We start from the raw sequence: 25,021 nt of genomic DNA, 5'->3' as shown, positions 1-25,021 counted from the left end.
TCGAGAGGTTTGACCGCCCTAACCACCTGCGCCGAAACTGGGCCCCGGCCTTCGCCGGGGAACTGGCGGTTTGAAGGGACAGCGCCCCTCCAAGATTCTTCGTCATCCCCGCGAAGGCGGGGATCCAGAGCCAAAAGCGATGCGCGGAGTAACCCTGGATCCCCGCCTTCGCGGGGATGACGAGGGAGAGAGCGGGGAGGACGAGAGAGGGAGCGCGGTAACGTTACGCGTTGTAGCCCCCGCCCTAATGCGCCGCTCCCGGCCCCACGGCCCGCGTGGGGCGCGGCGTCAGCCAGATGATCATCGCCGCCGCGACGAAGACGATCGCCGAGAGCAGGAAGATGTGGCTCGTCGCCAGCGCAAAGGCTTCCTTATCGACCAGCTGGGCGATGGTGGCGCGCGCCTGATCGAGCGAGAAGCCCTGCGCGGTCAGGGCATTGACCGTCCCGTCGCTGTTGAGCTTCGAGGTAAGCTCGCTGCGCGCGACGCGGGCGCTGTCGTCCCAGGCGGTGGTGGCGATCGAGGTGCCGATCGCGCCCGCCATCGTGCGCAGGAAGCTCATCACGCCCGCCGCCGATGCCGTCTCCTCCGGCCGCACCGAACCCAGCGCGAGCGTGGTCAGCGGGATGAAGAAGAAGGGCATGCCGATGCCCTGGAGCATCTGCGGGAAGGCGAGGCTCCAGAAATCGGCCTGGCTGTTCCAGTGGACGCGGAGCAGCGAGGTGAAGCCGAGCCACAGGATGCCGAAGCAGACCAGCGCACGCGGATCCGCCTTGGTGCTTAGCTTGGCGACAATCGGCGACATGATGACCGCCGCCACGCCGGTGAAGGCCGTGGCATAGCCGGCATAGGTCGCGGTGTAGCCCATGCTGGTCTGCAGCCATTGCGGGATGATCACCGCCGAGGCGAAGAAGGTCGCGAAGGCGAAGGACAAGGATGCCACCGCCACGGTGAAGCCGCGATGACGGAACACGCGCAGATCGACGATCGGCTGGTCCTCGGTCCCTTCCCAGGCGAGGAACACCAGGAAGCCGATCAGCGCGGTGACGCCGAGCATCACGATCGTGGTGTCGTTGAACCAGTCATGCTCGCGGCCGAGATCGAGCATGATCTGCAGCGCGCCGATCCACAGCAGCATCAGCATCAGGCCGACGCGATCGACGCGCAGCTTGCTCGTCGGGGTCTCGACCTTCGACAGCAGGCGCATCGCACCGAAGGCGCAGAGCGCGGCGACGGGGATGTTGATGAAGAAGATCCAGTGCCACGACCAGCTATCCGAGATGGTGCCACCGAGGATCGGGCCGAGGATCGGCGCGACGACGGTGGTCATCGCCCAGACGCCCATCGCCTGGGCGCGCTGCTGGGGCGGGAAGATGCGCATCAGCAAGGTCTGGCTGAGCGGCATCAGCGGGCCGCCGCACAGGCCCTGGCCGATACGGCAGGCGACGAGCATGCCGAGCGTGGTCGACAGGCCGCACAGCACCGAGAAGACGCCGAAGCCGATCATGCCGAAGGTGAAGGTGCGCACCGTGCCGAAGCGGCCGGCGAGCCAGCCGGTGAGCGGCACGCAGACGGCCTCCGCCACGGCATAGGAGGTGATGATCCACGTCCCCTGGCTGCCCGAGATGCCCAAGCTGCCGGCGATGTGCGGCACGGAGACGTTGGCGATGGTGGTGTCGAGCACCACCATGAAGTTGGTGAGTGCGAGCACCACGCCCGCCAGGATCAGCGACACGCCCTTCAGCGGCGCCATTTCCTCGGCCTTGCCGTTCATGGCCTGGGTCCTCAGTTCTTCGAGACGTCGATCTCGGCGTCCATGGAAAGGCCGACGCGCAGCGGGTGCTCGGCGAGCTCCTTCGGGTCGAGCTGGACGCGCACCGGCAGGCGCTGGACCACCTTGATCCAGTTGCCCGTGGCGTTCTGCGCCGGGATCAGCGCGAAGGACGAACCGGTGCCGCCCGACAGGCCGACGACCTTGCCGTGATATTCGACATTGCCGCCGTACAGGTCCGACTTGAGCGTGACCGGCTGGCCGACCTTGACGCGGGTCAGCTGGCCTTCCTTGAAGTTCGCATCGACATAGAGCTGGTTGATCGGAACGATCAGCATCAGCTGCGCGCCGGGGGCGACACGCTGGCCGACCTGGACGGCGCGGCGGGTGACCACGCCGTCGACCGGCGCACGGATCACGGTGCGCTGCAGGTCGAGCCGGGCCTGATCGACCCTGGCCTGGGCCGCCAGCACTTCGGGTGCCGAATTGGCGGTGGTGCCGCTGATCAGCGCGTTGTTCGCGGCCAGCTCGCCCGTGGCGGCGCCGCGGGTCGAATTGGCCTGGGCCACCCCGGCGCGCGCCAGCTCCAGATTGGCCTTGGCCGAGGAGAAGGCGTTGGTCGCGGAGGTAAGCTCCTCACCCGACACCGCACCATTGGGGGCGAGGCGCTGGCGCCGGGCGAGGTCCACCCGCGCCTTCTCGTAATCCGCCTCGGCGGCGACGAGCTGGGCACGGGCACGGGAAATATCGGCGCTGCGGGCCTGGACCTGCGCGGCGAGCGCCGCGCTGGTGGCCGAGGTCTGGCCGTACTGGCGGCGGGCCTTGGCGAGATCCGCCTCGGCCTGGGCGAGCGCGATCCGCGCGTCGCTGTCGTCAAGCTGGACGAGCACGTCGCCCTTCCTGACCTGCTGGGTGTCGGACACCGCGACGCCGGCGACCTGCGCGGCGACCATCGGAGTCACGCTGGCGGTGTCGGCGCCGACATAGGCGTTGTCGGTGCTGATATAGTGGCTTCCGACCAGCGCGTACCAGCCACCATAGCCGACGCCCGCGATCAGCACCGCGCCGGCGATGCCGGTGAGCAGGCGCTTGCGCAGGCTGGGCTTGGCGGGCGCCTCCGGTGCGGTGGTGTTCGCGACATGGAGATTGGGTTCGGCGTCAGCCATGGGTCGAGTCCTTGGTGGCGGCAGCGGCCGCGGTGTTGGTGGAAAAGCCGCCGCCCAGCGCGCGGACCAGCTGGACGTCGAGCGTGAAGGCCCGGGCCTGGAGGTCGGCGACGATCTGGCGGTTCTGCAGCACGGCCTGCTCGGCGGTCAGCACGTCGAGGAAGGTGGAGAGCCCGCCCTCGTAGCGCTGGCGGGCGATCGAATAGGCGGCCTCGGAATCGGCGAGCGCCTGGCGGCTCTCGGAGAGGCGGGTGACGAGCGCGTTCTTGCTGGTCACCGCGTCGGCGACTTCCTTGAAGGCAGTCGTGACGGTCGAGTCATAGGTCGCGACCGCTTCGTCATAGCCGGCGCGGGCGCCCTTGTACTGGCCGGCGAGCGCGCCGCCGCGGAAGATCGGCAGGCTGACCGCCGGGCCGACCGAGCCATAGGTCGATCCGCTCTTGAACAGATTGTCGAGGCCGAAGGACTGGAAGCCGATCAGCGCGCTCAGGTTGATCGAAGGGTAGAAGTCGGCACGCGCCACCTTGATGCGGCTGGCGGCAGCCTCGACCCGGGCGCGGGCGGCGGCGATGTCAGGCCGGCGGCCGATCAAATCGGTGGTGACGCCTGCGGGCAGGCCATGGCTCTCGGCCGGGCCGGCGGGGAGCGTGATGGTCAGGCCGCGGTCCGGGCCCTTGCCGAGCAAAGCGGCGATGCGGTTGCGAGTGAGGCCGATCGCCTCGTCGGTCGCGGCGAGATCGGCGCGGGCGGCGGGGACGGCGGCATCGGCCTGCTTGAGCTCCGCGCGGGTATCGAGGCCGTTGGTGACGCGGTCGCCGACCAGCTTCTGGGTCTGGCTGCGCAGCTCGAGCGCCTTGGCCTGGACTTCGCGCTGGGCGGCGAGGCGGGCGAGATCGGCATAGGCGCCGGCGATGTTGGTCGACAGGACGAGGCGCGACTGCTCGAGCTCGATCCGCGCGGCCTCGGCGTCCGAGGTGGCGGCGGCGAGCGAGGCGCGGTTCTTGCCCCACAGGTCGAGATCGAAGCTGAGGTTGGCGGCGACCTGGCCGCTGTCGTTCCAGCCCTTGGGCACGAAGGCCGCGGGGATGCCGTTGTTGTAGCTCTGCTTGCCCTCGGTCGCGCCCGCCTGGACGCCGACCGACGGGAGCAAAGCCGCGCCGGCCTGCTGGGCATAGCCCTGGGCCGAGCGGAGGCGCGCGGCGGCGGCGGCGAGATCGGGCGAATCGGCAAGGCCCTCGGCGATCAGGCTGGTGAGCTGGCTGTCGCCATAGGCGCTCCACCAGTCATTGGCCGGCCAGTTGGCGGCGTCACCCTTGAGCGACTGGTCCGCGGCATAGGCGGTCGCGGCGCGCACTTCGGGGCGGGCGCCGAGGTTCGGCACCGGCGCGCAGGCGGAAAGGAGTGCGGTCCCGGCGGTCGCGGTGAGCAGCAGCGGGCGGAGAAAGAATCGGGTCATGATTTAAATACCGTACTGTCTGGTACGACGATGCAAATGGGTGCAGTGCAGCATCTTGTCAACCGAAAAATCGTACCCCATAGTACGGTAATGACAAAAATAGTGGAGAAGGCGCCCGGCAAGCGTGAGGCACGCAAGGAGGAACGCCGCGAGGCGATCCTGGCGATCGCCAAGCGCGTATTCCTCGACCAGGGCTATTCGGGCGCGTCGATGTCGGCGATCTCGGCCGAGCTGGGCGGGTCCAAGGGCACGCTGTGGAGCTATTTCCCGTCCAAGGAAGAGCTGTTCGCCGCGGTGCTCGACGATGCGACCAAGGATTATCGCGCGCAGCTCGCCGATGTGCTCAAGCCGGGCGAGGACGTGAGCGCGGCGGTGCGCCAGTTCTGCAAGGGCTTCATCGCCAAGGTCTCCTCGCCCGACGGACTGCGGCTGCACCGGCTGATCGCCTCCGAAGTCGCGCGCTTCCCCGAGATCGGCGAGATCTTCTATCGCCGCGCACCGCTGCCGACCCAGCAGATGCTCGCGGCGTTCTTCGAGCGGGCGATGGATGCGGGGCAGCTGCGCCGCGAGGATCCGCTGTTCGCGGCGCGGGTGCTCGCCTCGCTGTGCCTGGGCGTGCAGCAGCGGATGATCTGGGGATTTGAGCTGTCGGTTGCCGAGCGCGACCACGAGGCCGCGCAGATGGCCGATATCTTCCTGCGGGCGTTCGCGCCTTAGACTAGAGCGGCACCCCGTCGAGCGCGACCGCCTCGACCCCGATGCAGCGGAGCATCTTCTCCGCGACGATCACGCCGGGCGGACCGTCCAGCTCGAGATCGAGCCGCACGGCCATGCCGTCTTCGGTCACCCGCACCTCCATCTCGGGCGCGACCAGGTCGTGCTGCGCGGCCAGGCCGACCAGCCGGCACAGCAGGGCGGCGCTCGATTCGCCGACAATATCGAGGCGCATGACTCAGGCGGCTTCGCGTACCGGCGCGAGCGGAGCGGCGGTGATCCGGGCACGAGCCAGCGCATCGGCGGCGCGGTGCGGCGCCAGCCCCTCGCGCCCGGCATAAGCGAGCACGGCACCGAGCCGGAGCCCGGTGGCATGGACGCGCGCCGCGACTTCATCGACACTCCAGCCGAGATATTCGCCGGCGACGCTGATGATCCCGCCGGCATTCACGACATAATCGGGCGCATAGAGGATGCCGCGATCGGCCAGCCGGTCGCCATCTTCGGGCGTGGCCAGCACATTGTTGGCGGCACCGCAGACGATCCGGGCGCGCAACCGGGCGACGGCGTCTCCGTCGATCACTCCGCCCAGCGCACAGGGGGCGAAGATCTGGCAGCGGGCATCGAGGATGCTGTCGCGGCCCATGATCTCCGCGTCGCAACGACAGGCGACCTCGGCCGCGACGCCGGGACGCGGCTCGGCGACGATCAGCCGCGCGCCCGCTTCGTGCAACATCCCGCACAGCGCCGAGCCGACATGGCCCAGCCCCTGCACCGCGACGCGCAGCCCCTTGAGCTCGCTGCCGAGCTGGCGCCGGGCAGCTTCCTCCATCGCCAGGAACACGCCGCGTGCGGTCCAAGGCGAGGGATCGCCACCGGGCCGCCCGTCGCGCGGCGGCAGGCCGGCGACATGGCGGGTCTCGCCGCGCACCGCTTCCATGTCCGCGACGCTGGTGCCGACATCCTCGGCCGTGACGTAATTGCCGTCGAGCCGCGCGACTGCCCGGCCGAACGCCGCGAACAATTTGCGCCGGTCGAAATCGCCCTGGGGCAGGTTGAGCACCGCCTTGCCGCCGCCGAGCGGCAGATCGGCCATCGCATTCTTGTAGGTCATGCCCTCGGCCAGCCGCATCGCATCGCCGACCAAGGCGGCATGATCGCCATAGCGCCACAGCCGGCACCCGCCAGCCGCCAGCCCGCGCCGGCTCGAATGGAGGACGATGACCCCGTCCAGCCCGCTCTCCTCGTCGCGCAGCACATGCACGCTCTCGGGCGGGGTGGCGGTTACTTGCGGGGCATCGACCATGAAAGGGCTCCTGAAATCCTGAGATGACTCTTCCATGGATTTGCGGGAGAATGTGGCCTTCTTTGCATAGTTGAATGCCATATGGGCAATATCTCACCCCATATCGGCATTTTGGAGAACAGATTTGCCCGCCGAACTCGATCCGTTCGAACGCAGGATCCTCCAGGTGCTCCAGGAGGACGCGTCGATGCCCACCGCCAAGCTGGGCGAGATGGTCGGCCTGTCGAGCTCGCCCTGCTGGCGCCGGGTGGACCGGATGGAGAAGGAAGGGATCATCACGAAGCGCGTGGCGCTGGTCGATCGGCAGAAGGTGGGGCTCAACGCGCACATCTTCGCCCAGATCAAGCTCAACGCGCATGGCCGCGCCAATCTCGACGAGTTCGCGGCGGCGATCCGCTCCTTCCCCGAGGTGCTCGAAGCCTATGTGCTGATGGGCGTGTTCGACTTCATGCTGCGCATCGTCGCCGCCGATATCGATGCCTATGAGCGCTTCTTCTTCACCAAGCTTTCCAAGCTGCCGGGGGTGCAGGAAATCAATTCCACGGTGGCGCTGTCGCAGGTGAAGGCGACGACGGCGCTGCCGATTCCGTGATTCGAGATGCCCTCCCCGCTTATCTGCTCCCCGGCGAAAACCGGGCCCCAGGGTCACGGGCGATTCGGCAGAGAAACCCTGGGCCCCGGCTTTCGCCGGGGAAACAAAGAAGGTTTCGATCCGACCCAGCGCTGTTGACCGCACGCCCATGCTTGTGGCAGGCGGCGCTTGGCTCGCGGGTATAGCACAATGGTAGTGCAGCAGCCTTCCAAGCTGAATACACGGGTTCGATTCCCGTTACCCGCTCCAAGCCCCACATTTTCGATGACCGACACCTCCGCCCCTCTAGCACTGTATGTGCACTGGCCGTTCTGCGTGTCGAAATGCCCCTATTGCGACTTCAACAGCCATGTCCGCGAGAGCGTCGACCAGGCGCTGTGGCGCTCGGCGATGCTCGTCGATCTGCAGCATGAGGCCGCGGTGCTGCCCGGGCGGCGGCTGGGTTCGATCTTCTTCGGCGGCGGCACCCCGTCGCTGATGCCGCCCGAGACAGTCGCCGCGGTGATCGAGGCGGCGGAGCGGCATTGGGGCTTCGAGCCCGGCATCGAGATCACGCTGGAAGCCAACCCCTCTTCGGTGGAAGCCGCGCGCTTCGCCGATATCGCCTCGGCAGGCGTGAACCGGGTGTCGCTGGGGCTGCAGGCGCTCGACGACAAGGATCTCCGGTTCCTTGGCCGCGCGCATGGCGTGGACGAGGGACTCGCCGCGCTGGAGACCGCGCAGCGCGCCTTCGCCCGGGTGAGCTTCGACCTGATCTATGCCCGGCCCGGCCAGACGCTCGCCGGCTGGGAAGCCGAGCTGAGCCGGGCGCTGGCCTATGGCACCGAGCATCTATCGCTCTACCAGCTGACCATCGAGCCCGGCACGCGCTTCGCCACGCTGTTCGAGAAAGGCGAGCTTGCCGCCTATGATCCGGACGAGGCCGCCGACCTGTTCGACGCGACGCGTGCGATCACCGCCGCCGCCGGGCTGCCGGCCTATGAGATATCCAACCATGCCCGGCCGGGCGCGGAGAGCCGGCACAACCTGACCTATTGGCGCTATGGCGACTATGCCGGGGTCGGCCCCGGCGCGCATGGCCGGCGCGGCGGCGTCGCGACGCTGCGGCGCAAGAAGCCCGAGAACTGGCTGAGCGCGATCGAGCGCAACGGGCATGGCATCGAACGCGAGGACCCGCTTGATCCGCAGGATCGCGGCGTGGAGGCCCTGCTGATGGGGCTGCGGCTGGCCGAAGGCGTGGACCTGTCACGCATCCCGGACGCACCGCTGGATGCGAAGGCGCTGGCGGGGATGGAAGCGCAGGGGCTGATTCGGCGGGAAGGCACGCTGCTGATCGTGACCGATGCCGGGATGCCGGTGCTCGAGGCGATCCTGCGCGAGTTGGTGGTTACCTAGGAACGCCTGACCCTGCACCCAAGCTGTTCCCCGGCAAAGGCCGGGGTCCAGCATCGGCGCAGTTGGTCAGGCGGTCGAACCTCTCGAACGACATTGCAACTGGGCCCCGGCCTTCGCCGGGGAACCCAAGGATATGCCTATCCCGCACGGGAGGGGAGTAGAGGTCTAGTTCCCGAACCCAGTCGGTGCCGGCGAGATCGTCACCGTCGTCCCCGCCTTCACTTCCTGGACCTCGAGCGCGCGCTCGGCGATGCCGTCGCGGCCGAAGCGGAAGGCACCGTCAAGGCCGCCGAATCCATCCGGAGCCGTCAGGCGGCGTTCGGGGAAGATGTCGCCCGGGCGCCATTCGCGGGCGATGCGCACGGTGAGCAGCACCGCGTCATAGCCGAGCGTCGAGAGGCGATAGGGCGCCGCGCCGAAGCGGGTACGGTATTTGGTGGCATAGGTGCGATAGTAATTGTCGGGCACGCTGGCGAACCAGGCGCCGTTGAGCACCGCATTCGCGCCGATCGCCGAATCGGTATTCCACAGCTCGGTGCCGAGGATGCGGGCGGTCTTGCCGCCCGCCGACTTGCGGATCAGCGGCGCCGCCGTCACCCCGCTCGCGCCCGAGCCGGCGATCAGGATCGCCTGATAGGGCGAGCGCGACAGCTTGGTGATCGCGGTCGTCATCGAGCCGGGACGACCGTCATAGGTCTCCATCGCCAGCACCTTGCCGCCCTGATCCTCGACGGCGCGCAGAAAATTGGTCGCGGCGCGCTCGCCATAGACGCCCGAGGTCATCAGGCCGACGAAATTGGTGATCCCCTGCCCCTTGGCATAATCGACCACGCGCTCGATCGACTGCGCCGGCGAATAGCCGAGCAGATAGGTGCCGCCGCCGGCGACCGAGGTGTCGTTCGAGAAGCTGAGCACCGGCACGCGCGCGGCGCGGGCGATCGGGGCGACTTCACGCGCTTCCTCGGCGAGCAGCGGACCGAGGATCAGCTTGTTGCCGTCAGCGATCGCCTGGCGCGCGGCATTGGCGGCGCCACCGGCGGTGTCGTAGGTGGTGATGCGCAGCACATCCGACCTGGTGTCGAGGATGGCGAGCTGCGTCGCATTGGCCAGCGACTTGCCGACGCCGGCGTTCGGGCCGGTCATCGGCACCAGCAACGCGACGCGGTGGCGCTCGACGTCCTGGGGCAGGCCCGGCGAGATCGGCCGAGTCGAGGGCCGCTCGCGCGGCGCCTCGGTCGTCGGCGCGGGGCGGGTTTCGGGGATTACACGAGGTCCGCTGGCGCAGGCCGCGAGGAGCGCAGCGAGCCCCAAAGCGGCCCAGCGGAGGATGCCCCGTTGCGGTGTTAGGGTCGCGTCTGCCATTTACTCTCCCCGATGAACGCTCTTCTTACGCCCGGCCTCTATATCGTCGCCACGCCGATCGGCAATCTCGGCGACCTCTCCCCGCGCGCTTCGGAAATACTCCTGAACGCCGATCTGGTTGCCGTTGAGGACAGCCGTGTGACAGCGGGACTGTTTCGGCACCTCGGCCAGAAGGGGAAAATGCTCCCCTATCACGACCATAATGCCGATGCGGTGCGCCCCGGCCTGGTGGCGCGGATGGCGACCGAGGCGATCGCCCTGGTCTCCGATGCGGGGACGCCGCTGATCTCCGATCCCGGCTTCAAGCTGGTGCGCGACGCGCGCGAGGCGGGCCACACGGTGACCACGATTCCCGGGCCCTGCGCGGCGATCGCGGCGCTGACCCTGGCGGGGCTGCCGACCGATCGCTTCCTGTTCCTGGGGTTCCTGCCCTCGAAGCAACAGGCGCGCGCCGAATCGATCGCCGAGATCGCCGCCGTGCGCGCGACCCTGGTGCTCTACGAATCGGGGCCGCGACTCTCCGCCTGCCTGGCCGCGCTGGCCGAGGGGCTGGGCGACCGCGAGGCGGCGGTGGCGCGCGAGATCACCAAGAAGTTCGAGGAATGCGTGACCGGCTCGCTCACCCAGCTGGCCGAACGCTATGCCGAGGCGCCGCCCAAGGGCGAGATCGTGGTGGTGGTCGCCCCGCCGGGCGCCCCTGCCCCGGCTACGGCCGATGACGCCGACGCCGCGCTGGCCGAGGCACTGACCCGGCTGCCGACAAGCAAAGCGGCGGGCGAAGTCGCGAAGAAGCTGGGGCTCGATCGCAAGGCGCTTTACGCGCGAGCGATGGAGATGAAGGGGAGCGACTAGGCGCGGAGGCACCCCGATGCTTCACCCCGTCAAACAGGAGCGGAGCCGAAGCCTTCAGGCGAATTCCTGCTCGAGCATGCGCAGCTCGTCCGCGCCGGTAAGCTCGGCAAGGCGCCTGAGATAGGTCTCGGCAAGCTGGCGACGGCGAAGGGCCGCGGCCTCGGTCATCGCCCGCTTGGCGGCTGCGAGTTCCTGAGCGGCGCGACGCCGATAATAGCGTTCGTTCGATTCCATCAGATGCGACCCCCCGGAAGCACCGATAAACCCGGTTCGGTGCGACTCGGTCTGGCCATGGTAACCAAAGTTATCCACAGCTGCGAGTCGTGAGGGGCCGCAGGACAACGGATCGCCGCGCTGCGGAAACGCGTGGCCGCGAAGGCGAGCGCCGGGCGGCCTGGTGGCTATGGCTCAAGGGCTGGAAAATCCTCGATTCGCGGGTCCGCACCCCGGCCGGCGAAGTCGATCTGATTGTGCGGCGCGGCAACCTTGTCGCCTTTGTCGAGGTCAAGACCCGCGCGACTGCCACCGACCTGGATTTCGCGATCGACGAGCGCCGGCTGGCCAGGGTCGCGGCCGCGGCCGAGTATCTGATGCCCCGCTATGCCGGCCCGACCGACGATATCCGGGTCGACGTAATCCTCATTGCTCCGCGCACCCTGCCTCGCCATATCGAAAACGCCTGGATGGGGTGACTTATCCAGATAAGTCACCTAAAGCGTTTTCACCAAGGAGGCCCAATGTCGCTCAACGTCGCCGTGCAGATGGACCCGCTCGACGCGATCAACATCGCCGGAGATTCGACGTTCGCGCTGATGCTCTCGGCGCAGGCGCGCGGGCACAAGCTGTTCCACTATGCCGCCGAGGACCTGAACTATTCGGCCGGACGCGTCTGGGCGAAGGCGCATCCGGTGACGGTGCAGCGGGTGGCGGGCAACCATTTCGAGTTCGGCGAGCCGGTGCAGCTCGACCTGGGCGAGGAAGCCGATGTGGTGCTGATGCGCCAGGATCCGCCCTTCGACCTGGGCTATATCACCGCGACGCACCTGCTCGAGCGGATCTCGGACAGGACGCTGGTGGTCAATGACCCGGCCAGCGTGCGCAACGCGCCCGAGAAGATCTTCGTCCTCGACTATCCGCAGTTCATGCCGCCGACGCTGGTGACGCGCAGCCTGGAGGAAGCCCGCGCCTTCCTCGCGGTGCATGGCGAGATCGTCATCAAGCCGCTGCACGGCAATGGCGGCAAGGCGATCTTCAAGGTGGGCAGCGACGGCGCCAACCTCTCCTCGCTGATCGAAGTGTTCAACACCGCCTATCGCGAGCCGCACATGGTGCAGGCGTTCCTTCCCTCGGTGGCGGCGGGCGACAAGCGCATCGTGCTGGTCGATGGCGACGTGGCCGGCGCCATCAACCGCATCCCCGGCGAGGGCGAGATCCGCTCGAACCTGGCAGTGGGCGGAAGTGCGGCCAAGACCGAACTGACGGCGCGCGAGGAAGAGATCTGCGCGGTGCTCGGGCCCGAGCTGAAGAAGCGCGGGCTGCTGTTCGTCGGCATCGACGTGATCGGCGGCGAGTGGCTGACCGAGATCAACGTCACCTCCCCCACCGGCATCGTCGCGATCGACAAGTTCAACGGCAGCGATACCGGCGCGGTGATCTGGCAGGCGATCGAGCGCCGCGTGGCGGAGCGCCGCTGACGCAATGGTCGACTGGCTCGATTGGGGGTATTTCGGCGTCTTCCTGCTGATGGTGCTGGAAAACGTCATTCCTCCCGTCCCTTCCGAACTGATCATGAGCGTTGCCGGCATCGCCGCCGGCCAGGGCAAGATGGACTTCGCGCTGCTGGTGCTCACCGGCACGGCGGGCTGCGCCATCGGCAACCTGTTCTGGTGGGAGATCGGGCGGCGCTTCGGCTACAAGCGGCTCGAGCCGCTGGTACGCCGCTGGGGCCGCTGGCTGACGCTGGAATGGGAAGACATCGAGAAGCTGCGCCACTTCTTCGATCGCTGGGGCGGGATCACCGTGCTGGTGTTCCGCTTCATGCCGATCGGGCGCACGGTGATCTCGATCCCGGCCGGACTGATGCACATGCCGCTGGGCCGCTTCCTGGTCTACACGACGATCGGCAGCGCGATCTGGAACACGATCCTGGTCGGCGTGGGCTATTGGCTGGGCACCAATTTCGAGACGGTCGACCATTGGATCGCCCCGGTCTCGATCGCGGCGATCGCGGCGGTGGCGGTGCTCTATCTGTGGCGGGTGTTCACCTGGAAGCCGCGAGGCTGAGCACTACGCGCGAGGGTGCGCGTTTCGGTACACATCCAGCAAATGCGCGGCGTCGACCGCGGTGTAGATCTGCGTCGAGCTGAGGCTGGCATGGCCGAGCAGTTCCTGCAGCGCGCGCAGATCGGCCCCGCGGCCGAGCAGGTGCGTCGCGAAGCTGTGGCGCAGCGCATGCGGCGTGGTGCGGTCCGACAGGCCGAGCGCGGTGCGGGCCGCCCGGATCGACTTGCGGATCACCCCCGGCGGCATCGGCCCGCCCTTGGCACCGCGGAACAGCGGCGCGTCGCGCGAGACGCCATAGGGGCATTGCCTCGCATAAGCCTCGATCGCGTCGCGGACCTGGGGGAGCAGCGGCACGATCCGTGTCTTGTCGCGCTTGCCGGTGACTGCCATCGTCGCGCCGAGCGGGAGGACCGCGCCAGTGAGGCCCACGGCCTCGCCGATGCGCAGGCCGGCGCCGTAGAGGAGCAGCAGCACCGCCCAGTCACGCGCCGCCAGCCACGGTTCGCGCGCTTCCTCGGATACGGTTTCGGCCAGTGCGACCGCTTCGTGCGGGGCGATCGGGCGGGGCACGCCCTTCTTGACGCGCGGCCCCTTGAGGCGCGGCAGCTCCGCATCCTCGCCGACAGCGAATTTCAGGAAGCCACGCACGGCGGAAAGCTCGCGCGCGGCGGACGCATTGGTGAGCCCGTCCTCACGGCGATGCGCGAGATAGGCGCGCAGATCGGCGGCACTCGCCTTGCCGAGCGCGTCGCGGGTGACCGGGCCACCCCAATGCTTCTGGAGAAAGGCGACCAGCCGCTCGGCCGTGGCGCCATAAGCCCGCACCGTATGCGCCGATCGCCGCCGGTCGCGGGCGAGATGCTGCGCGTAGAGGAGCGGAAGGGCGGGCTGGTTCACCGGCCCACCCTAGCCCCTGTCGTCACCCCGGCGAAAGCCGGGATCTCAGGCGATCCGAGCGAACGGCCTGCGGCACGAGACCCGGCCCCGGCCTTCGCCGGGGCGGGGCGACGCGGAATCAGCCGATCTTCTGGCCGGTCTTGGCCCAGTCCGCCATGAACGACGCGATGCCGGCATCGGTCAGCGGGTGCTTGACCAGCTGGCGGATCACCGCCGGCGGGGCGGTCATCACGTCGGCGCCGATCTTGGCAGCCTCGAGCACATGGATCGGGTTGCGCACCGACGCGACCAGAATCTCGGTGTCGAAGGCGTAATTGTCATAGATCGTGCGGATGTCGGCGATCAGGTCCATGCCCGGATAGCCGATATCGTCGTGACGGCCGACGAAGGGCGAGATGAAGGTCGCGCCGGCCTTTGCGGCGAGCAGCGCCTGGTTGGCCGAGAAGCAGAGCGTGACGTTGACCATCGTGCCGTCGCTGGTGAGCGCCTTGCACGCCTTGAGGCCGTCGATCGTCAGCGGCACCTTGACCGCGACATTGTCGGCTACCTTACGGACGATCTCCGCCTCGCGCATCATGCCCTCGAAATCGAGCGCGACGACTTCGGCCGAAACCGGCATGCCCGGCACGATCCCGCAGATCTCCTTGACGACTTCGAGGAAGTCGCGGCCGGCCTTGTGGATCAGCGAGGGATTGGTGGTGACGCCGTCGAGCAGGCCGGTATCGGCCAGGTCGCGGATGTCTGCGGTATCGGCAGTGTCGGCGAAGAACTTCATGAGCAATCCTTGTCAGTCGTGCGTGAGCATGAGCTTTGCGCGACCGCCCTTAAGCCGATTCACCGTGACGCGATAGGTGCCCGGACGCATCCGGTAGGTGAGGATCTTGTGGATCGTCGAGCAGCGCGGCCCCCGGCGTTCCGACGCCATGCGCAGCGGGCGCCTGCCGGTCGCCGGGAAGGCATCGATCCAGCCCTCGCGATCGATCGCGATCCCAACCAGCCCCGCCTTGCGGATGGTGATTCGCGTCTCCAGCGTGCCGTTCCGCACGGGAAGCGTCACCGCATGCCGCGTGTCGAGCCCCTTGCCGTCCCGGGTCCAGCCGGCGAGCGGACGCGGAAGCCGGGTATCGAGCGCGGTACAGCGGTCCTGGATCGCCGCGGCCAGGGCGAGTGCCGTGAGAATCATTGTCATCCCCCTTGCTGATCGGCGGGATGTTCCATGAATGTTCCGACACCAGCAACAAAAGCTTGCACCGAAATGAAGACGATGCGTTTAGGCGCGATGCGCTTGTTTCTCGCTTTGCTTCCGTTGTTCGCCGCCACGCCCGTGCTGGCGCAGCGGACCGACGACCAGCTGTGGCTTCAGGCAAGCGGGATCGTGCGGGTGGGCGAGCATGAGGAAGCGACGGTGGAGAGCATCGTCCGCTTCGGCGATCGCGCCAAAGGGCTGGCACACACCGAGATCGGCGGCCTGTTCGCCCGGAAGATCGGCAAGGTCGAGCTCGGAATCGGCTTTCGCCATGTCGAGGATTTCGTTGGTGACCGGGTGTTGCCCAATGAGGAGCGGATTCGCCAGCATGTGATCGTGCCGCTCGGCGCGGGCTTCGCGGCGCGCGTCCGGCTTGAACAGCGATTCAACAGCTCCGGGCCGGAGATCGGCCACCGGATACGCGGGCAGTTGCGGTTCAACCGCCAGATCACGCGAGGCGGGCTGGGCATGTTCGCCACGCACGAGACCTTCCTCAACTTCAACACCACCGGCTGGGGCCAACGCAGCGGGATTGAGCGGGTGCGCGCCAATATCGGGCTGGGCGTGCCGATCGGTCGCCAGCTGCGCGGCGAGATCGGCTATCTCAACCAGTATCGCTTCGGTCGCATGGGCGCGCGCGACCAGATGGATCATGCGATGACGATCGGGCTGACGCTGCGGCCTTAGTCGCGCATTCGCGAGGAAATCCCGAACCAGTTCCCCGGCGAACGCCGGGGCCCAGAGTCACAAGCGATTCGGCGAAGAAACCCTTGGCCCCGGCGTTCGCCGGGGAACAATCTGCCAAATAGCCGCCCTGATTACTCGCCACTCACCAGCATCGCCTTCACCTTCGCGCCCGGCAGGCCGGAGACGTAGAGCCGGTAAAGGCCCGGCTTGAGATCGAAGCGGACGATCTTGCGGATCGTCGAGCATTCGGGGCCATGGCCATGCTTCACCGAAGTGAGCGCAGCGCCGCCCTCGGTGCCCGGCAGCACGTCGATCCAGCCGCCCTGGTCGAGCGCGACGCCGTAGACGCCGGCGGTCTCGACCTTGAACCCGATCATCGCCGCCTTGCCCGGCTTGGTGCCGGCCGGCAGCCCCTTGAGCGCCGCGGCATCGATCGTGTCGAGCTCGACGGCCTTGCCGGGGACGAATTCGTCGCCCGGCTTCACCCAGCCGAGCAGCGCGGTGGGCAGGCTGGCATCCGTCGCCTTGCACGCCGTGGTCTGGGCGGCAGGCGCGGGCGCGGTCTGGAGCAGCAGCAGGGCAGCGGCGAGCAACATCGGGGGGGATCTCCTTCGTCGGCCGGAATAGGGGGATTCCGTTTCGCGCGCAAAACCCCATATGAGGGGCCGCATGTCGCGCGCCCGCGTTCTCGTCCTCCATCCCGCGCTTGGCCCCCTCGACTATCGCGTGCCCGCCGGCATGCGGGTCGCGCCGGGGTCGATCGTCGTCGTGCCGATCGGCCCGCGCCAATATGCCGGCGTGGTCTGGGAAGCCGAGCGGCTGCCGACCGAGGAGATCGGCGACAACCGGCTGCGCAACATCATGGCGGTGGCCGACGCGCCGCCGATCCCGGCGCCGGTGCGCCGGCTCGTCGAGTGGACGGCGGACTATTATCTGAGCCCGCCCTCGGCCGTGCTGGCAATGGCGCTGCGCACCTCTGCCGCCTTTGAGAGCGCGCCGACGATCACCGAATATCGCGCGACCGGCCAGGTGCCCGAGCGACTGACCCCACAGCGCGCCCAGGCGCTGGAGCGGATCGGCGAGCGCCAGGGGCTGGTCAAGGAACTGGCGCTGGTCGCCGACGTGTCCGACGCGGTGATCCGCGGGCTGGTCAAGGTCGGCGCGATCGAGCCGGTGGTGGTCGATACCGACACGCCCTATCCGATGCCCGATCCGAGCTTCGCGCCGCCCGAGCTCAACCCGCTCCAGGCCGATGCCGCATCGATCCTGCGCCAGGCGGTGGGCGCGGAGGCCTTCCAGCCGTTCCTGCTCGACGGGGTGACCGGATCGGGCAAGACCGAAGTCTATTTCGAAGCGGTCGCCGCCGCGATCGCCGCCGGCAAGCAGACGCTGGTGCTGCTGCCCGAGATCGCGCTGACCGAGCCGTTCCTCACCCGCTTCGAGAAGCGCTTCGGCTGCGATCCGGTCGCCTGGCACTCGGGCCTGCGCACCTCGCAGCGCCGCCGCGCCTGGCGCGCGATCGCCAGCGGCGAGGCGATGGTGACGGTGGGCGCGCGCTCGGCGCTGTTCCTGCCCTATCCGAACCTGGGGCTGATCGTGGTCGACGAGGCGCACGAGACCAGCTTCAAACAGGAAGACGGCGTCCACTACCACGCCCGGGACGTCGCCGTGATGCGCGGACGGTTCGAGGAATGCCCGGTGATCCTCGCCTCCGCCACCCCGGCGATCGAGACGCGGCACCAGGTCGAGCTCGGCCGTTACGAGGAGCTCAAGCTGCCCGGCCGCTACGGGCTGGCGGAGATGCCCGAGATCGTCCCCATCGATCTGATCCAGGAGCCGCCCGAGCGCGGCCGCTGGATCGCGCCGCCGCTGGTCAAGGCGATCGACGAGACGCTGGCCAGGGGCGAGCAGTCGCTCTTGTTCCTCAACCGGCGCGGCTATGCCCCGCTGACGCTGTGCCGGCATTGCGGCCACCGCTTCCAGTGCCCGAACTGCACCGCCTGGATGGTCGAGCACCGGCTGCTGCGCCGCCTGTCCTGCCATCATTGCGGGCACACGGTGCCGGCGCCCGAGATCTGCCCGGAGTGCAAGAGCGAGGATACGCTGGTCGCCTGCGGCCCCGGCGTCGAGCGGATCGCCGACGAAGTGGCGGCACTGTGGCCCGAAGCCAGAACGGCTATCGTCACCTCGGACACGCTGTGGTCGCCCGCCAAGGCCGCCGAGTTCGTTGCCCGCATGGAGCATGGCGCGATCGACATCGTCGTCGGCACCCAGCTGGTCACCAAGGGCTATCACTTCCCCAACCTCACCCTGGTCGGCGTGATCGACGCCGATCTCGGGCTCGACGGCGGCGACCTGCGCGCCTCCGAGCGCACCTTCCAGCAGATCATGCAGGTGTCGGGGCGCGCCGGGCGCGGCGAGAAGCCCGGCACCGTCTATATCCAGACGCATGCCCCCGACGCGCCGGTGATGCAGGCGCTGATCACCGGCGATGCCGAGAGCTTCTATGCGGCGGAGACCGAGGCGCGGCGCGACGCCGATGCCCCGCCCTTCGGCCGCTATGCCGCGATCATCGTCAGCTCGGAGGACCGCGCCGCCGCCGAGGAGACCGCGCGGATGATCGGCCGCACCGCGCCCGAGATCGGCGAGGACATGCACGTCTACGGCCCTGCCCCCGCCCCGCTGGCGATGCTGCGCGGACGGCACCGCTACCGGCTGCTCGTCCATGCCCGGCGCAGCTTCGACGTGCAGCAGGTGCTGCGCGACTGGCTGGGCAGCCTGGCCTGGAGCCAGAAGGTGCGCGTGGCGGTGGACGTGGATCCTTATAGTTTCGTCTGAATCGGTCGGTTTTCCGCTATCGGGAGCCTGCCCCGCCGGTTAGCATCGCGATGGAATCGGGGGGATTTCCATCATGTTGCGTGTGTTTCTCGCGCTAATGCTGCTTGCCATGCCTGCAGTCGCGCGGGCCGACTGGTATGAGGCGAGCACGCCGCATTTCGTCGTTTATGCCGAGGGCAATCCCGACAGACTGGAAGCCTTCGCCACGCGGCTGGAAAGGCTGGATCGCGCGATCCGGCTGATGGTGGGCCAGAAGGATACCGAGATCGCCCGGGCAAGCCGGGTCACCGTGTTCATGGTCGATGACGTGGCTGCGGTGGAAAAACTCTCCCGGTCGGGCCTTGCCGGCTTCTTCAGTGCTCGGGCCAGCGGGTCCTTCGCGGTCGTCACACAGGAACGCGCCGGCAGCGGCGACACGGCACTCAAGCCGATGCAGGTGCTGCTCCACGAATATGGCCATCACCTCATGTGGAGTCTCGATCCCGACACGGCCTATCCGGGCTGGCTGATCGAGGGCTTTGCCGAGTTCAACGCCACCGCCCGCTTCGGCACGGACGGATCGGTGACGCTCGGCGAGCCACCGCTGTATCGCGGTATCGCGATCCTGGGCGAGACCATGCCGATCGAGAAGCTGCTCACCGCCGACGCCAGGTCGCTGAGCGAGGAGGAGATGAGCGCGTTCTACGGGCGCGCCTGGCTGCTCACCCATTATCTGCGGATCGGCGCGCAGCAGCGCAGCACCCAGCTCGGCGCCTATATTGCCGCGCTCAAGGCCGGCGAGCCGTCACTCGAGGCGGCCAGAGCCGCGTTCGGCGACCTGAAGCGGCTGGATGGCGAGCTGGACGTCTACAAGAAGCGGCACCTGCCGATCTCGACCATTCCGGGCGATCGGCTGGCGATCGGTCCGGTGACCTTGCGCAAGCTTCCCGCCGGCGCCGCCGCGATCATGGACGTGCGGATTCGCTCGCGGGTGGCCGTGACCGCCGCGAACGCGGCCGACATCTATGCCGATGCCCGGCACGCCGCCGCGCCCTGGCCCAACGATGCCGATGCGCAGCTGGTGCTGGCCGGTGCCGCGCTCGACGCAAGCGACTATGCCGGCGCCACGGCCGCGGCGGACAGAGCGCTGGCGGCCGATCCGAAGCTGCTCCGCGCACTGACGTTCAAGGCAACCGCGCGGATGGTCGCTGCCCGCAAGGCGAGCGACGCCCGAGCGGAAACCTGGAACGGCGTACGCAGCCTTCTCTCCTCCGCCAATCGCCTCGATCCGCGCGACCCGCTCCCGCTCTGGCTCTATTATCGCAGCTTCGCCGAGCAGGGCGCGGCACCGCCGGAGATCGCGAAGGACGGACTCGCAACGGCCTTCCAGCTCGCGCCCTATGACAAGAGCCTGCGCTTCGACACGGCCGCCATGTACCTTCAAGAGCGCAATGGTGGCGCGGCGCGGACCTTGCTCGCCCCCCTCGCCTATGATCCGCATGGCCGCGCCACGGCGAAGATCGCCACTGCCCTGATCGCGAAGATAGATGCGGGCGACATCGAGGGCGCAATCGAGATGCTGGAGAAACCGGCCGACGAGAGGAGCGGGAAATGACGGCTGACAACTGGAAAAAACCCGGCTGAGGAAGACCGGCACGAACGACGGATCGTGCCGCCTTGCCGAGCCGCCAAGTCATTCCTAAGCTCCCGCATTGTTGGGGGACAAGATCATGTTCAAACGCCTGTTCATCACTGCCACGCTTCTGCTGGCACCATCGCTCGCGCATGCCGATTGGTATGAGGCGAGCTCGAAGCATTTCGTCGTCTATTCGGACGAGAATCCGGAAAAGCTCAAAGCCTATACCGAGAAGCTGGAGCGGTTCGACCAGACGCTGCGCTTCCTGACCGGCACGCCGGACAAGCCGCTGAGCCCGATGATGCGGGTGCACGTGTTCGTCGTCGCCAATGTCGGCGAGATCCAGCGCCTGTACGGCGGCAGCGGTCCGGCCGGCTTCTTCGATGCGCGGGCCACCGGGCCGGTGGCCTTCGTGCCCAGGGACGATGGCGGCAATTCGCTCAACGCGCAGACGATCCTGCAGCACGAATATGGCCACAGCTTCATGTTCTCGAGCTGGCCGAGCGTGGTCTTCCCGAAATGGTTCGTGGAGGGCTTCGCCGAATTCGTCGGCACCGCCTTCTACCGCGGGGGTGACGATACGCTGGTGATCGGCAAGGCGCCCGAATATCGCGCCTATGGCATCAACCGCACCGCGCAGATGCCGGCCGAGCGGCTGCTCAAGCTCGATCCCAAGGACAAGGAGCTGGACACCCAGACGCTCTATGGGCGCGGCTGGCTGCTCACCCATTATTCCGTCCTCGGCGGCCATGCCAAGGAACTGGGCGCCTATATCCAGGCGCTCAACGAGGGCAAGTCGGTGGAGGAGGCGAACAAGGCTTTCGGCAGCCTGGGCCAGCTCGACGCCAAGCTCAACGCCTATGGCGCGCGCGGTGCGCTGCCGACGATCGCGGTGCCGGCCGGCAAGGTCCAGGTGGGCGAAGTCACGATGCGCCGCCTGAGCGCGGGCGAGGCCGCGACGATGAAGGCGCGGATCTATTCCACCCGCGGCGTCAACGAGGAGCGCGCCAAGATGGTGGTCGAATGGGCACGCCAGGCGGCCGCCCCCTATGCCAATGATCCGGGCGCGCAGAACGAACTGGCCGAAGCCGAGTTCGACGCGAAGAACTATGCCGCGGCGGAAGCGGCAGCGGATCGCGCGCTGGCGGCCGATCCGAACTCGATCCACGCGCTGCTCTACAAGGGCATGGCCCAGCAGGCGATCGCCAAGGACGCCAAGGTGACCGATGCGGCCCGCTGGAAGGCGATCCGCAGCTGGTTCATCAAGGCCAACAAGCTCGACCCCACCTATCCGCAGCCGCTGGTGCTCTTCTACCAGAGCTACGAGGCGGCGGGGCAGCCGGTGCCCAAGATGGCGCAGGACGGGCTGGTCGGTGCCTATACCTATGCGCCGTTCGACGACGGGCTGCGCTTCCAGGTGGGCAGGGTGCTGCTCGAGCAGGGCAACATCCCCGGCGCGAAGATCGCGTTCGAGAAGATCGCCTATGGTCCGCACCAGAGTGGCGAGAATGTCTCCCTGAAGGTGCTGGATGCGCTCGACAAGGACGGCAAGGAGGCCGCGCTCAAGGTGATCGCGGATGCCGAGGCCAAGGCCAAGAAGGCCGAGGAAGACGCCAAGAACAAGAAGAAGGCGGGATGATGCCCGCAGCGGCGCGGTTCGGCACACGGACCGCGCCGCCTGCCGCTTGAACCCGCGCCGCTTTTGCCCGAAAGCTGCCGGCCAGAAACAAAGGGTTCGGGTTCGATGATGCGTCGGTTGCTTCTGGTCGTGGCGCTGCTCTTCGCATGGGCGGGCCCCGCGCATGCCGACGACATCTCCGCCTCGGCGCGCGGCGTGGTGCGCATCGTTACCATCGCGGTGGTCGATGACGAGGTGGTCGGCTTCGGCCATGGCAGCGGCTTCGCGGTGGCGCCCAACCGGGTGGTCACCAATGCGCATGTCGTCGAGCTTGCCTCGCGCTATCCCGACAATGTCGTGATCGGCGTCGTCCCTTCCGAGGGCGACAAGTCCTACCAGGGCAAGGTGATCAAGGTCGACCAGGCGCGTGACCTGGCGCTGATCGAGTTCACCGGGGTGCGCCTGCCGCCGCTCACCCTGTTCACCGGCAAGATCGCCGATGGCGACGCGCTGGTCGCGCTCGGCTATCCGGGCAATGTCGATGTCGCCACCGCGCGGTCGGCCGCCGACTTCATCAAGCCGCAATCGCCGGTGCGCTCGCAGGGCGGATTCGCGGGACTGCGCCAGTTGAGCGGCGTGAGCGTGCTGCTCCACACCGCCAGCATCGCGCGCGGCAATTCGGGCGGTCCGCTGCTCGACCGCTGCGGCCGCGTGCTCGGCGTCAATTCGGCGATCACGCATAATGACGAAGGCGATTCGACCTTTGCCTTCGCCATCGCGGACAGCGAGCTTGCCGCTTTCCTGGCGGAGGCGAAGCAGCCGGTAGCGACCATCGAAATGCCCTGCACCTCGGTCGAGGAGCAGATGGCGCAGGAGCGCAGCGCCGACGACAAGGCGCGGCTGGCAGCCGACGAGACCTCGCGCGCCGATGCCGCCCGGGCCGAGGCGGAACGGGACGATGCGATCGCCCGGGCACGCAACCGCGCCGAGACCACGCGTGAGAACTACATGGCCGGTGCCGCGGTGCTGCTCGTTCTCGGCGCGCTTGCCGTGGGCGGCGCCGGATTGCTGCTCTCGCGCGAGCGCAAGCGCGAGGCGATCTGGGTCGCGGCGGGCGGCGGCGTGCTGATGCTCGGCGCGGTCGCGCTGTTCCTCAGCCGGCCGGGCTTCGACGAAGCGTCGGTGGTGCCGGTGCCCAAGGCGGCAGCCGCGGCCGGAGCGGCAACCGCGGCGGCGCAAGGCAAGCTGGTCTGCACCCTGGTGCCCGAACGCAGCCGCGTGATCGTCTCCGCCACCGACAATGTCGATCTCGATGTCGGCAAGGACGGCTGCATCAACAGCCGGACCCAATATGCCGAAGCCGGCACGCACTGGCAGCGCATCCTGGTGCCGGACCAGGAAGCCAATGTCTCGGTGCTCGACTTCGATCCCGCCACGGGCACCTATACCAACACCCGTTACCTGCTCTCCTCCGAGCAGATGAAGCAGGCGCGGGCGCTGCGTAAGGGCGTGCCGCTGAAGGAATGCTCGTCCGACCAGGCCAAGCGCGCCGAACTGGCGACGCAGCAGCAGAACATCCGCACCGCGCTGCCTGCGGTCTATAACGAGAAGCTGGTATACAAATGCTCGGCCTCGGCCGGGGCCCCGGCTGCCGTGGCGACGCCGGCTGCGGCCAAATAGACGTCATCCCGGGTTTCGCCGGGATGACGGATCAACCCCTGTCCACCCGCGCCGCGAAGCAGCCGCGCTTCGCATTGTGGACATGGAGATACGCCACCGCCGGATCGGCGAACATCCGCGCCATCAGCGGCTCGAGCGCATTGCCCTCGACCACATCGGCATCGGTCATCATCCCCGCGCCGTCGAACGCGCGGACCGAGAGCAGGCGGATCGCCAGCGGCTCGGGTATCCGGTTCTCGAACCGGGCCGGCACCTCTGCACCTTCGCGCACGAAGATCGCATGCGCGCTGCGATAGGGTGAGGCGATGGGCAGGTGCACGTGGTTGACCAGCAGCACAGCCTCGCCCGGATCGACATCGACCAACTCGACCCGGCACGGCGCATCGGGCTTCTTCTCGACCGTGAAGCGCACCACCTGCTCGGCGGCAAGCGCCTCGTCCGTCATGCCGTACAGCCGGCGGAAGGGCGCAGGGTCGATCCCCTGGATCACATAGCTCATTCGTCGCCTCCCTCGCGCCGGAGCAGCGCGCGCTTGCGATCGACGCCGTACGCATAGCCGCCCATGCTGCCATCCGAGCGCAGCGCGCGGTGGCAGGGGATGATCACCGGCACATGGTTCGCGCCGCAGGCCGTGCCCGCCGCGCGCACCGCGCCGGGGCTGCCGGCCGCCGCCGCGAGCTGGGCATAGCTGCGCGTCTCGCCCGGCGGGATCGCCCGCAGCGCCTGCCACACCGCTTCCTGGAAAGCCGTGCCCTGCACGTCGAGCGGCAGGTCGGTGTCGCGCCCCGGGCTCTCGACCTCGGCGACCACCCGCGCTGCCAGCGCCGAGAGCGCGGCGCCGCCCTGGACGATCTCTGCCGCCGGGAATCGCGTCGCGAGATCGAGCGCATTCTCCTCGAACGCGACGCGGCACAGCCCCTTGTCGGTCGCCGCGATCAGCAGCGGCCCCAGGCTGGTCTCGGCGAGTGCCCAGCGGATCGTCACGCCGGCGCCACCGCGCTTCCAGACGCTGGGCGACATGCCGAGCCGGGCATTGGCGGTCTCGTAGAAGCGGCTCGGCGCCGAATAGCCGGCCTCGTAGATCGCCTCGGTGACGCTGCCTTCGTCCAGCGCCGCGGCCGCCCGCTTCGCCTTGAGGCCGCGGGCATAGGCAGCCGGAGTCACGCCGGTGGCGCGCTTGAACAGACGGTGGAAATGATGCGGCGCATAGCCGACCGCCGTCGCGATCGCGTCGAGCGAGACATTCTCCTCTGCCGCCTCGATCAGCGCGACGGCGCGCGCCACCGCCACCCGGTCGCGCCCCACTTCATCGGGCTTGCAGCGCAGGCAGGCGCGATAGCCGGCCGCCCGCGCGGCCTCGGCATCGTCGAAGAACTCGACATGCTCGCGCTTCGGCCGCCGCGCCGGGCAGGTCGGCTTGCAATAGATGCGGGTGGTGGTGACCGCGACGATCAGCCGCCCCTCGAATGCGCGGTCGCGCGCTTCGAAGGCGGCCCAGGCCGCGTCTTCGGGAAGGGAGAGATGGTGGGTCATGGGAGCGATA

At 68.3% G+C, this 25,021-nt stretch carries 25 protein-coding genes and 1 tRNA gene; 13 read left to right on the top strand and 13 right to left on the bottom strand.

Going from position 1 to position 25,021, the window contains the following annotated elements:
• Nucleotides 1–244: 244 nt before the first annotated feature.
• From HNP52_RS07850 to HNP52_RS07840, 3 genes are read right to left on the bottom strand one after another with little or no spacing between them, the layout of a single operon-like run.
• Nucleotides 245–1,774, bottom strand: a complete 1,530-nt coding sequence (locus HNP52_RS07850) for a DHA2 family efflux MFS transporter permease subunit (protein ID WP_184164776.1) — start codon at nucleotides 1,772–1,774, stop codon at nucleotides 245–247.
• A gap of 11 nt (nucleotides 1,775–1,785) precedes the next feature.
• Nucleotides 1,786–2,937 carry an HlyD family efflux transporter periplasmic adaptor subunit gene (locus HNP52_RS07845; protein ID WP_184164773.1) on the bottom strand — a complete coding sequence of 384 codons (1,152 nt, stop codon included), beginning with the start codon at nucleotides 2,935–2,937 and terminating at the stop codon, nucleotides 1,786–1,788.
• Entirely contained in the window at nucleotides 2,930–4,393 is a 1,464-nt protein-coding gene (locus HNP52_RS07840; protein WP_184164770.1) for an efflux transporter outer membrane subunit, read from the bottom strand. Before HNP52_RS07840 ends, HNP52_RS07845 begins: the two co-directional genes overlap by 8 nt.
• A gap of 90 nt (nucleotides 4,394–4,483) precedes the next feature.
• Between HNP52_RS07840 and HNP52_RS07835 the strand changes: the two genes are divergently transcribed.
• The gene (locus HNP52_RS07835) at nucleotides 4,484–5,110 is read left to right on the top strand and encodes a TetR/AcrR family transcriptional regulator (RefSeq protein ID WP_184164767.1); all 627 of its coding nucleotides are present in this window, start codon (nucleotides 4,484–4,486) and stop codon (nucleotides 5,108–5,110) included.
• A 1-nt stretch (nucleotide 5,111) separates the two neighbouring features.
• On the opposite strand, the gene HNP52_RS07830 is transcribed toward HNP52_RS07835, so the two are convergent.
• Together HNP52_RS07830 and HNP52_RS07825 are read right to left on the bottom strand one after the other, a co-directional pair.
• Nucleotides 5,112–5,342 (bottom strand): hypothetical protein, encoded by a 231-nt coding sequence (locus HNP52_RS07830; protein ID WP_184164765.1) that lies wholly within the window; start codon nucleotides 5,340–5,342, stop codon nucleotides 5,112–5,114.
• A 3-nt stretch (nucleotides 5,343–5,345) separates the two neighbouring features.
• Nucleotides 5,346–6,413 (bottom strand): Glu/Leu/Phe/Val dehydrogenase, encoded by a 1,068-nt coding sequence (locus tag HNP52_RS07825; protein WP_184164762.1) that lies wholly within the window; start codon nucleotides 6,411–6,413, stop codon nucleotides 5,346–5,348.
• Nucleotides 6,414–6,537: 124 nt separating this feature from the next.
• Between HNP52_RS07825 and HNP52_RS07820 the strand changes: the two genes are divergently transcribed.
• The 3 genes from HNP52_RS07820 to hemW all read left to right on the top strand — a co-directional run bounded on the left by HNP52_RS07820 (nucleotide 6,538) and on the right by hemW (nucleotide 8,400).
• Nucleotides 6,538–7,005, top strand: a complete 468-nt coding sequence (locus HNP52_RS07820; protein WP_184164759.1) for an Lrp/AsnC family transcriptional regulator — start codon at nucleotides 6,538–6,540, stop codon at nucleotides 7,003–7,005.
• 175 nt (nucleotides 7,006–7,180) lie between these two features.
• Nucleotides 7,181–7,254, top strand: a tRNA-Gly gene (locus HNP52_RS07815).
• A 15-nt stretch (nucleotides 7,255–7,269) separates the two neighbouring features.
• The gene (gene hemW, locus HNP52_RS07810; protein ID WP_184164757.1) at nucleotides 7,270–8,400 is read left to right on the top strand and encodes a radical SAM family heme chaperone HemW; all 1,131 of its coding nucleotides are present in this window, start codon (nucleotides 7,270–7,272) and stop codon (nucleotides 8,398–8,400) included.
• A 165-nt stretch (nucleotides 8,401–8,565) separates the two neighbouring features.
• Here the strand turns inward: hemW and HNP52_RS07805 are convergent, their stop codons facing one another.
• Entirely contained in the window at nucleotides 8,566–9,762 is a 1,197-nt protein-coding gene (locus HNP52_RS07805; protein ID WP_184164754.1) for a penicillin-binding protein activator, read from the bottom strand.
• A 12-nt stretch (nucleotides 9,763–9,774) separates the two neighbouring features.
• Here HNP52_RS07805 and rsmI point away from each other — a divergent pair, with 12 nt between their 5' ends.
• Nucleotides 9,775–10,614, top strand: coding sequence for a 16S rRNA (cytidine(1402)-2'-O)-methyltransferase (gene rsmI, locus HNP52_RS07800; RefSeq protein ID WP_184164751.1), 840 nt, complete (start codon nucleotides 9,775–9,777; stop codon nucleotides 10,612–10,614).
• Nucleotides 10,615–10,668: 54 nt separating this feature from the next.
• On the opposite strand, the gene HNP52_RS07795 is transcribed toward rsmI, so the two are convergent.
• Nucleotides 10,669–10,848 carry a hypothetical protein gene (locus tag HNP52_RS07795; RefSeq protein ID WP_184164748.1) on the bottom strand — a complete coding sequence of 60 codons (180 nt, stop codon included), beginning with the start codon at nucleotides 10,846–10,848 and terminating at the stop codon, nucleotides 10,669–10,671.
• Nucleotides 10,849–10,937: 89 nt separating this feature from the next.
• On the opposite strand from HNP52_RS07795, the gene HNP52_RS07790 reads away from it, so the two are divergent.
• From HNP52_RS07790 to HNP52_RS07780, 3 genes are read left to right on the top strand one after another with little or no spacing between them, the layout of a single operon-like run.
• Nucleotides 10,938–11,306 (top strand): YraN family protein, encoded by a 369-nt coding sequence (locus HNP52_RS07790; RefSeq protein WP_184164745.1) that lies wholly within the window; start codon nucleotides 10,938–10,940, stop codon nucleotides 11,304–11,306.
• 45 nt (nucleotides 11,307–11,351) lie between these two features.
• Entirely contained in the window at nucleotides 11,352–12,308 is a 957-nt protein-coding gene (gene gshB, locus HNP52_RS07785) for a glutathione synthase (protein WP_184164742.1), read from the top strand.
• A gap of 4 nt (nucleotides 12,309–12,312) precedes the next feature.
• Nucleotides 12,313–12,897: a DedA family protein gene (locus HNP52_RS07780; protein WP_184164739.1), complete on the top strand. Its 585-nt coding sequence runs from the start codon at nucleotides 12,313–12,315 to the stop codon at nucleotides 12,895–12,897.
• Between the two features lie 3 nt (nucleotides 12,898–12,900).
• Here HNP52_RS07780 and HNP52_RS07775 read toward each other — a convergent pair whose 3' ends face one another.
• The 3 genes from HNP52_RS07775 to HNP52_RS07765 form a co-directional block, all read right to left on the bottom strand.
• Nucleotides 12,901–13,794, bottom strand: coding sequence for a tyrosine recombinase XerC (locus HNP52_RS07775; protein WP_184164736.1), 894 nt, complete (start codon nucleotides 13,792–13,794; stop codon nucleotides 12,901–12,903).
• Between the two features lie 118 nt (nucleotides 13,795–13,912).
• Nucleotides 13,913–14,569 (bottom strand): fructose-6-phosphate aldolase, encoded by a 657-nt coding sequence (gene fsa, locus HNP52_RS07770; RefSeq protein WP_184164733.1) that lies wholly within the window; start codon nucleotides 14,567–14,569, stop codon nucleotides 13,913–13,915.
• 12 nt (nucleotides 14,570–14,581) lie between these two features.
• On the bottom strand, nucleotides 14,582–14,977 hold the full coding sequence (locus HNP52_RS07765) for a hypothetical protein (protein ID WP_184164730.1): 396 nt from the start codon (nucleotides 14,975–14,977) through the stop codon (nucleotides 14,582–14,584).
• 96 nt (nucleotides 14,978–15,073) lie between these two features.
• Here HNP52_RS07765 and HNP52_RS07760 point away from each other — a divergent pair, with 96 nt between their 5' ends.
• On the top strand, nucleotides 15,074–15,727 hold the full coding sequence (locus tag HNP52_RS07760; RefSeq protein WP_184164728.1) for a DUF2490 domain-containing protein: 654 nt from the start codon (nucleotides 15,074–15,076) through the stop codon (nucleotides 15,725–15,727).
• A gap of 131 nt (nucleotides 15,728–15,858) precedes the next feature.
• Here HNP52_RS07760 and HNP52_RS07755 read toward each other — a convergent pair whose 3' ends face one another.
• Nucleotides 15,859–16,323, bottom strand: coding sequence for a hypothetical protein (locus HNP52_RS07755; protein WP_184164725.1), 465 nt, complete (start codon nucleotides 16,321–16,323; stop codon nucleotides 15,859–15,861).
• Nucleotides 16,324–16,396: 73 nt separating this feature from the next.
• Here HNP52_RS07755 and HNP52_RS07750 point away from each other — a divergent pair, with 73 nt between their 5' ends.
• The 4 genes from HNP52_RS07750 (at nucleotide 16,397) to HNP52_RS07735 (ending at nucleotide 23,478) form a co-directional block, all read left to right on the top strand.
• Nucleotides 16,397–18,565, top strand: a complete 2,169-nt coding sequence (locus tag HNP52_RS07750; protein WP_184164722.1) for a primosomal protein N' — start codon at nucleotides 16,397–16,399, stop codon at nucleotides 18,563–18,565.
• Nucleotides 18,566–18,638: 73 nt separating this feature from the next.
• Nucleotides 18,639–20,159, top strand: a complete 1,521-nt coding sequence (locus tag HNP52_RS07745) for a hypothetical protein (protein ID WP_184164719.1) — start codon at nucleotides 18,639–18,641, stop codon at nucleotides 20,157–20,159.
• Nucleotides 20,160–20,274: 115 nt separating this feature from the next.
• Nucleotides 20,275–21,819, top strand: a complete 1,545-nt coding sequence (locus HNP52_RS07740) for a hypothetical protein (RefSeq protein ID WP_184164716.1) — start codon at nucleotides 20,275–20,277, stop codon at nucleotides 21,817–21,819.
• 108 nt (nucleotides 21,820–21,927) lie between these two features.
• Complete coding sequence (locus HNP52_RS07735) at nucleotides 21,928–23,478, top strand: S1C family serine protease (RefSeq protein WP_184164713.1); 1,551 nt, start codon at nucleotides 21,928–21,930, stop codon at nucleotides 23,476–23,478.
• A gap of 31 nt (nucleotides 23,479–23,509) precedes the next feature.
• Here HNP52_RS07735 and HNP52_RS07730 read toward each other — a convergent pair whose 3' ends face one another.
• Complete coding sequence (locus HNP52_RS07730; protein WP_184164710.1) at nucleotides 23,510–23,977, bottom strand: DUF1203 domain-containing protein; 468 nt, start codon at nucleotides 23,975–23,977, stop codon at nucleotides 23,510–23,512.
• Entirely contained in the window at nucleotides 23,974–25,011 is a 1,038-nt protein-coding gene (ada, locus tag HNP52_RS07725) for a bifunctional DNA-binding transcriptional regulator/O6-methylguanine-DNA methyltransferase Ada (RefSeq protein WP_184164707.1), read from the bottom strand. Before ada ends, HNP52_RS07730 begins: the two co-directional genes overlap by 4 nt.
• Between the last annotated feature and the right edge of the window lie 10 nt (nucleotides 25,012–25,021).

The sequence above is a fragment of the Sphingomonas kyeonggiensis genome, assembly GCF_014204495.1.
GTDB lineage: Bacteria > Pseudomonadota > Alphaproteobacteria > Sphingomonadales > Sphingomonadaceae > Sphingomonas > Sphingomonas kyeonggiensis_A.
This window is presented reverse-complemented; position numbering and strand designations above follow the sequence as displayed.

Excerpts from the sequence above, each read along its gene's own strand:
- HNP52_RS07850 (WP_184164776.1), bottom strand. The coding sequence starts at position 1,774 with ATGAACGGCAAGGCCGAGGAAATGGCGCCGCTGAAGGGCGTGTCGCTG.
- HNP52_RS07845 (WP_184164773.1), bottom strand. The coding sequence starts at position 2,937 with ATGGCTGACGCCGAACCCAATCTCCATGTCGCGAACACCACCGCACCG.
- HNP52_RS07840 (WP_184164770.1), bottom strand. The coding sequence starts at position 4,393 with ATGACCCGATTCTTTCTCCGCCCGCTGCTGCTCACCGCGACCGCCGGG.
- HNP52_RS07835 (WP_184164767.1), top strand. The coding sequence starts at position 4,484 with ATGACAAAAATAGTGGAGAAGGCGCCCGGCAAGCGTGAGGCACGCAAG.
- HNP52_RS07830 (WP_184164765.1), bottom strand. The coding sequence starts at position 5,342 with ATGCGCCTCGATATTGTCGGCGAATCGAGCGCCGCCCTGCTGTGCCGG.
- HNP52_RS07825 (WP_184164762.1), bottom strand. The coding sequence starts at position 6,413 with ATGGTCGATGCCCCGCAAGTAACCGCCACCCCGCCCGAGAGCGTGCAT.
- hemW (WP_184164757.1), top strand. The coding sequence starts at position 7,270 with ATGACCGACACCTCCGCCCCTCTAGCACTGTATGTGCACTGGCCGTTC.
- HNP52_RS07805 (WP_184164754.1), bottom strand. The coding sequence starts at position 9,762 with ATGGCAGACGCGACCCTAACACCGCAACGGGGCATCCTCCGCTGGGCC.
- rsmI (WP_184164751.1), top strand. The coding sequence starts at position 9,775 with ATGAACGCTCTTCTTACGCCCGGCCTCTATATCGTCGCCACGCCGATC.
- HNP52_RS07795 (WP_184164748.1), bottom strand. The coding sequence starts at position 10,848 with ATGGAATCGAACGAACGCTATTATCGGCGTCGCGCCGCTCAGGAACTC.
- gshB (WP_184164742.1), top strand. The coding sequence starts at position 11,352 with ATGTCGCTCAACGTCGCCGTGCAGATGGACCCGCTCGACGCGATCAAC.
- HNP52_RS07780 (WP_184164739.1), top strand. The coding sequence starts at position 12,313 with ATGGTCGACTGGCTCGATTGGGGGTATTTCGGCGTCTTCCTGCTGATG.
- fsa (WP_184164733.1), bottom strand. The coding sequence starts at position 14,569 with ATGAAGTTCTTCGCCGACACTGCCGATACCGCAGACATCCGCGACCTG.
- HNP52_RS07765 (WP_184164730.1), bottom strand. The coding sequence starts at position 14,977 with ATGATTCTCACGGCACTCGCCCTGGCCGCGGCGATCCAGGACCGCTGT.
- HNP52_RS07760 (WP_184164728.1), top strand. The coding sequence starts at position 15,074 with ATGCGCTTGTTTCTCGCTTTGCTTCCGTTGTTCGCCGCCACGCCCGTG.
- HNP52_RS07755 (WP_184164725.1), bottom strand. The coding sequence starts at position 16,323 with ATGTTGCTCGCCGCTGCCCTGCTGCTGCTCCAGACCGCGCCCGCGCCT.
- HNP52_RS07750 (WP_184164722.1), top strand. The coding sequence starts at position 16,397 with ATGTCGCGCGCCCGCGTTCTCGTCCTCCATCCCGCGCTTGGCCCCCTC.
- HNP52_RS07745 (WP_184164719.1), top strand. The coding sequence starts at position 18,639 with ATGTTGCGTGTGTTTCTCGCGCTAATGCTGCTTGCCATGCCTGCAGTC.
- HNP52_RS07740 (WP_184164716.1), top strand. The coding sequence starts at position 20,275 with ATGTTCAAACGCCTGTTCATCACTGCCACGCTTCTGCTGGCACCATCG.
- HNP52_RS07735 (WP_184164713.1), top strand. The coding sequence starts at position 21,928 with ATGCGTCGGTTGCTTCTGGTCGTGGCGCTGCTCTTCGCATGGGCGGGC.
- HNP52_RS07730 (WP_184164710.1), bottom strand. The coding sequence starts at position 23,977 with ATGAGCTATGTGATCCAGGGGATCGACCCTGCGCCCTTCCGCCGGCTG.
- ada (WP_184164707.1), bottom strand. The coding sequence starts at position 25,011 with ATGACCCACCATCTCTCCCTTCCCGAAGACGCGGCCTGGGCCGCCTTC.